This is a genomic window from Pantoea sp. CTOTU49201 (assembly GCF_032054795.1).
In the GTDB taxonomy this organism is placed as follows: Bacteria; Pseudomonadota; Gammaproteobacteria; order Enterobacterales; family Enterobacteriaceae; genus Pantoea; species Pantoea symbiotica.
In genome coordinates, this window is the sequence record NZ_DAMBSA010000009.1 from 22,826 (window position 1) to 28,874 (window position 6,049).

Consider the following 6,049-nt stretch of genomic DNA (forward strand, 5'->3'; position numbering starts at 1 on the left):
GGGGCCGGAGACGGCCTCATTATTAATAGTGGCTGCGAATAGGTGCCTGAACTTCGCCGTTGCCCACGGTGATATTCAGGATATTGGCTACGCGTTTTGCCACTAATTCGATATCAAACGCAGCTGCGGAAGCTGGGCTGAAATCATAAACAGATTGTTGCGAGGCATTGGCTTCCGCGACACTTTCATCACGATGTACCACGCCTAATAAGTTCTCACCCAGGCGCTGCTGCATAAAAGCGGTAACTTCACGGCTAATATTGCGGCGATTGTCGCTCTGATTAAGCACAAAATAATGACCACGCTTATTATTTAGCGGCTGACCAATCATGCGGTCATTTTCAATTTGCGGCAGTAAAGAGACCGACGCGGTATCCGCTAACATCACCACTAAATGCATATCGGCAAGTGCCTGCATTGCTTTAAGCGCTGGACCCGGCCCCGGTGGAAAATCGGCGATAATCACCAGTCCCGGATAATTCAATACTGTGTCCAGACCGCGCTTCAGGAAGTGCGGATCTTTTACCAGGTTCTCTTCAAAACGTTCACGCTGCTCTTCGCTGACTTCGCCATAAGGCATGACGAAAATATTGCCGCCGGTGGTCAGAATCGATTGGCTCCAGTCGGCCTGATCTTCAGAGCGCGCGACAAAGCCGCGACCATCATTCAGCGGTACACCGAAATGCAGGCGCAAGGCGTTCTGAACATCGAAATCGATTGCCAATACCTTGCTGCCAGCGCGAGCCAGACTCCACGCAAGGTTGGCCGCCATGGTGGTTTTCCCTACTCCCCCTTTTGGCGAGCACACACAAACTAACGGCATAGCGCAATCTTCTCCAGTAGCGGTTTTAACGGTGTTTCTTTTGACAAATTAGCGGGCTCGGCGGGACGCGAACGGAACAGCGCACCAAAGCGAGACGGTGCTGGCGCTGCCGGACGTGCCGGTTCAACCGCAGCGGCAAAGGTGTGCGCAGGGGCTGGCGCGATTGGCGCTGGCGCTGCCGGTGCAGGCGCGGCAACAGCAGCAGGCTGAGCAATTGGTGCGGCGGGTGCGGCGACAGGTTTGGCCGGCGGAAACAGTGAAGTTGTGGCCTGGCGCTCTACCAGCGTGGCTTTTGGCGCTAATGGCGTAGCAGACGACACCGGCTTAGCCGACGGCGCGGGCGGAAACAGCGATGAGCCGGTCTCCGGCTGGGCGGCGGCAGGCGCGTTCAGGCTGTCAAGAATCGATCCTCGTGGCGGGCTGGCAGGTGCAGCCTGAGCAGGCTCGGGCGGTGCGCTAAATTCATCCCCGCGAATCGGATGCGGTTGCGGCATATCAATGCGCTGGCCGCTTCCTAATTCAGGCTCTTGATCGGTGGTCAATTGACGCAGTAACGCCCACTGACTTTGATCGGCTTCATGCGATTGACCGGACATATCCTTAAAAGCGATATCAAGCGTCTGTGTTTTCTCTTTAAAACGCTGCAGATCGTCGTAATTCTTCATGATCAGAGCCTGTAAAAGCAGGAGGGAATTTTCCGCGAATATATCACACACATTAAAAGACGGTGAGACAAATCTGATTATTAAAACGCCGCATTCAACAAAAGAATTCTATCTTTAAGATTGAAAAAACGGGCATGCAAGAAGCGTGCAGTTATTTATTGACGGGTATTAATTAGTATCAATTAACAGAAATAATTACGCAGGGGATTTTAACCTAAGCTACTGAATTTTCTCTACTGCGCTGCAAGTTATGGATTTTATTTCATTGTGATGTCGCTCACGCAATCCTGACGCAAATAAGAATTTGCCTTTACGCTTTAAGTCCTAATCAGGACCAATTGATCACAGATGCAGTGGCGTAATGCTTTTTGCGTGGCTTTGGCGATAACACGTTTTGTCGTTAATTAATCTGATGTATTAAGGATAAAAGAAAGGCTCCCGCAGGAGCCTTCATTCATTTATAGCGGTAATTTATTACACGCCCACCGGCTGGTTCTCATCCTGATCCACCGCGAAGCAGGCGATTTGCTGATCGCCATACTGCTTCAGCTTTGGCTGCAGCTGAACGCAGGTGCCAAAACGACGACGGCAGCGCGCGTTAAACGCACAGCCCGGCGGCGGATTGAGCGGGCTCGGCAATTCGCCTGTGAGCTTGATGCGCTCGCGGCGATCGTCCGGGTTTAGACGTGGTGTCGCCGACAGCAGCGCCTGCGTGTAAGGATGGCGCGGATTGCTGAAGATCGCCTCTTTGCTGCCCTTCTCAACGCAGCGGCCGAGATACATCACCATCACCTCATCGGCGATGTGTTCCACCACAGACAGGTCATGCGAGATGAAGACGTAAGACAAGCCTAAATCCTGCTGTAAATCCATCATCAGGTTGAGCACCTGCGCACGCACCGAAACGTCGAGCGCGGAGACCGGCTCATCGGCAATCAGCACATCCGGATCGAGCATCAAGCCACGCGCAATCGCAATACGCTGACGCTGGCCGCCAGAGAACATGTGCGGATAACGATCGTAATGCTCGGTTTTCAGGCCAACCTTCGCCATCATCTCCAGCGTTTTTTCTTTGCGCTCCGCTTTGGTCAGCGAGGTGTTGATCACCAGCGGCTCTTCCAGAATCTGGCTGATTTTCTTACGCGGATTGAGCGAACCGTACGGGTTCTGGAACACGATCTGGATTTTCTGACGACGCAGTTTCTGCGCCTGCGGATCATGTTTTAGCAGATCCTGACCGTGCCAGAACAGCTGGCCTTCGGTCGGGGTTTCAATCATGGTCAGCAAGCGGCCCAGCGTGGATTTACCACAGCCGGATTCACCCACCACCGCCAGCGTTTTGCCGCGTTCGAGATTGAACGAGACGCCATCCAGCGCTTTTACCAGACGTTCCTGGCCAAACAGACCTTTCTTCACCGGGTAGTGTTTTTTCAGGTCAATCGCCTGCAGCAGGTAATCCTGCTTATCGTTATCAAGACTCATAAGTCGGTCTCCCGGCATCATCCAGTGGGAAGTGACATTTGGCCTGACGGCCCGGAATGTCGCGCAGCTCCGGCTCTTCGCGGCGGCAGCGATCGGTCACATACGGGCAGCGCGGATTTAACAGGCAGCCGGTTGGGCGATCGTATTTACCCGGTACCACGCCAGGCAGCGAGGCCAGACGCGCTTTATCGGCGGCAAACTCCGGCAGCGCGCGCAGCAGCGCCTGCGTATACGGATGACGTGGCGCTTTGAAGATATCCACCGCTTTACCGCTTTCCACCACTTGTCCGGCATACATCACGATGATGTGCTGTGCCGCTTCGGCCACCAGCGCCAGATCGTGAGTAATCAGGATCAGCGCCATGTTCTCCTGCTTCTGCAACTCCAGCAGCAGTTCGATGATCTGCGCCTGAATGGTTACGTCGAGTGCGGTAGTCGGCTCATCGGCGATCAGCAGTTTTGGTTTGCAGGCAATCGCCATCGCGATCATCACGCGCTGGCTCATACCGCCCGACAGCTGGTGCGGATAAACATCCAGACGCGATGCCGGGTCGGGAATGCCCACCTGATCGAGCAGATCAATCGCGCGCTGACGACGCGTACGTTTGCTGCCGCCCTGATGCACCTTCAGCGCTTCCATAATCTGGAAACCCACGGTGTAGCACGGGTTGAGGCTGGTCATTGGGTCCTGGAAAATCATCGCTACTTCTGCGCCCACCAACTGGCGGCGCTCTTTTTCGGAGATTTTCTGCAGGTCGCGCTGATTGAACTCCAGTTTTTCCGCCATTACGCGGCCGGGATAATCAATCAGGCCCATAATCGCCAGTGAACTCACGGATTTGCCCGAGCCAGATTCACCAACAATACCCACAACCTGGCCTTGCTCGACCTGATAGCTGATGCGGTCAACCGCACGGAACGGTGTTTTTTCGTCGCCGAAATGCACCGATAGTTTGTCTACATTTAATAACGCCATCTCGGTGCCTCTTTACTGCTTGAGTTTCGGGTCGAGTGCATCACGCAAACCATCGCCCATGAGGTTGAATGCCAGAACCGTTAGCAGAATGGTCACTCCAGGGAATGTCACCACCCACCAGGCACTTTGCGCATACTGCAACACGTCGGAGAGCATGGTGCCCCACTCCGGCGTTGGCGGCTGCGCCCCCATACCGAGAAAGCCCAACGCCGCCATATCGAGGATGGCGTTGGAGAATCCTAATGATGCCTGCACGATCAGCGGTGCCAGGCAGTTAGGCAGAATATTGATGAACATCTGGCGCAGCGTACCGGCACCCGCCACGCTCGAAGCGGTGACGTAATCGCGGTTCACTTCAACCAGCACCGCAGCACGCGTCAGACGGATATAGTGCGGCAAGGCGACGAAGGTAATCGCCAGCGAGGCGTTAACAATCGACGGACCAAAGATCGCCACCAGCACCAATGCCAGCAGCAGGCTTGGCAGCGCCAGCATGATATCGACCACACGCATAATGATGGCGTCAACCACGCCGCCGAGATAGCCGGCCATCAGGCCAAATATCACGCCGAGAATCAGCGACAGCACCACCACCATGCAGCCGACCAGCAGCGACAGGCGCGCGCCGTACATCAGGCGCGACAGCACATCGCGGCCCACGTCATCGGTACCGAGGATGTAGCTCCAGCTGCCGCCTTCCTGCCAGACTGGCGGATGCAGCAAGGCATCGCGGAATTGCTCGGCCGGTGCGTGCGGTGCCAGCACATCAGCGAAGACCGCGATCAACAGCATCAGAACGATGTAAACCAGGCCGATTACCGCGCCTTTGTTACGTTTGAAGTAGTGCCAGAATTCCTGCAACGGGGTCATCGGCTTGGGTGCAGCAGTTACGCTTGCGGGATCAACAGCAGACATGATTCCCCCTTATTTCTTATGACGGATACGTGGATTGACCACGCCGTACAACAGATCAACCAGCAGGTTGACCACGATGATCAGAATCGCCACCAGCAGCACGCCGCCCTGCACTACCGGATAGTCACGGCGTTGCAGCGCTTCGATCAGCCAGCGACCAAGTCCTGGCCACGAGAAGATGGTTTCGGTCAGAATCGCACCGGCCAGCAGCGTACCGACCTGCAAACCGATTACGGTGACGACCGGCAGCATGGCGTTACGCAGCGCATGCACCACAATCACACGCATACGCGTCAGGCCTTTGGCGCGCGCAGTACGGATGTAATCTTCACCCAGCACTTCCAGCATTGAGGAGCGCGTCATACGCACAATCACCGCCAGCGGAATGGTGCCGAGCACAATGGCCGGCAAAATCATGTGCATCACCGCATCTTTGAAATCGCCCTCTTCGCCCCAGAACAGCGTATCAATCAGCATAAAGCCGGTGAGCGGATGGCTGTCGTCGAGGAAGATGGTGTCGCTGACGCGCCCGGAGACCGGCGTGAGGTTCCACTGCACCGAGACCAGCATGATCAGCATGATGCCCCACCAGAAAATCGGCATTGAGTAACCGGTGAGCGAGATACCTACGGCGGTGTGATCGAAGATCGAGCCGCGTTTTACTGCAGCCAGCACGCCAACGGGAATACCAACCGCCACGGCGAACAACATGGCGCAGATGCCCAGTTCCAGCGTGGCTTTAAAGCGTGGTACGAATTCGTCCCAGACTGGGATACGGCTTTTCAGCGAGATACCGAGGTCACCGTGCAAGACGCCGTTGATGTAGGTGAGATATTGCTTCCACATCGGCTGATCGAGGCCAAATTGCGCCATCAATTGCGCGTGACGTTCAGGAGAGATACCGCGTTCGCCGGCCATGATCAGTACCGGATCGCCGGGGATCAAGTGGACAAACGCGAAGGTCAATAATGTGATACCGATGAACGTTGGGATGACAAGGCCCAAACGTCGGAGTATGAATTGCAGCATAAGCCTGGTTCTCTGACATTTCCCACAGCGTTACCGCCGGGGACAACATTGCTCAACACTCGCAGCCCGCCAGGGGCAGACGCGACGCAAGAAGCGCTTCAATATTAGAATTTGCCGGAAAAAAAGAGCGGAATACGGGCGGCGAAGGTGCCGCCCGAG

General features: G+C 55.5%; 6 protein-coding genes. All 6 read right to left on the bottom strand.

The genetic code is table 11. The annotated features are described in order from the left end of the window. Positions 1 to 22 precede the first annotated feature (22 nt). The 6 genes from bcsQ to dppB all read right to left on the bottom strand — a co-directional run bounded on the left by bcsQ (position 23) and on the right by dppB (position 5,890). Positions 23 to 823, bottom strand: coding sequence for a cellulose biosynthesis protein BcsQ (gene bcsQ, locus RTY00_RS01455; RefSeq protein ID WP_061719335.1), 801 nt, complete (start codon positions 821 to 823; stop codon positions 23 to 25). Then, positions 814 to 1,488: a cellulose biosynthesis protein BcsO gene (gene bcsO, locus RTY00_RS01460; protein ID WP_312663187.1), complete on the bottom strand. Its 675-nt coding sequence runs from the start codon at positions 1,486 to 1,488 to the stop codon at positions 814 to 816. Before bcsO ends, bcsQ begins: the two co-directional genes overlap by 10 nt. Positions 1,489 to 1,962: 474 nt before the next feature. Then, on the bottom strand, positions 1,963 to 2,970 hold the full coding sequence (gene dppF, locus RTY00_RS01465; RefSeq protein ID WP_008104607.1) for a dipeptide ABC transporter ATP-binding subunit DppF: 1,008 nt from the start codon (positions 2,968 to 2,970) through the stop codon (positions 1,963 to 1,965). Then, on the bottom strand, positions 2,960 to 3,946 hold the full coding sequence (gene dppD / locus RTY00_RS01470; RefSeq protein ID WP_008104610.1) for a dipeptide ABC transporter ATP-binding protein: 987 nt from the start codon (positions 3,944 to 3,946) through the stop codon (positions 2,960 to 2,962). Before dppD ends, dppF begins: the two co-directional genes overlap by 11 nt. Before the next feature lie 12 nt (positions 3,947 to 3,958). Next, positions 3,959 to 4,861, bottom strand: a complete 903-nt coding sequence (dppC, locus tag RTY00_RS01475; protein ID WP_008104612.1) for a dipeptide ABC transporter permease DppC — start codon at positions 4,859 to 4,861, stop codon at positions 3,959 to 3,961. Positions 4,862 to 4,870: 9 nt separating this feature from the next. Then, positions 4,871 to 5,890, bottom strand: coding sequence for a dipeptide ABC transporter permease DppB (dppB, locus tag RTY00_RS01480; RefSeq protein WP_008104614.1), 1,020 nt, complete (start codon positions 5,888 to 5,890; stop codon positions 4,871 to 4,873). Positions 5,891 to 6,049 lie beyond the last annotated feature (159 nt).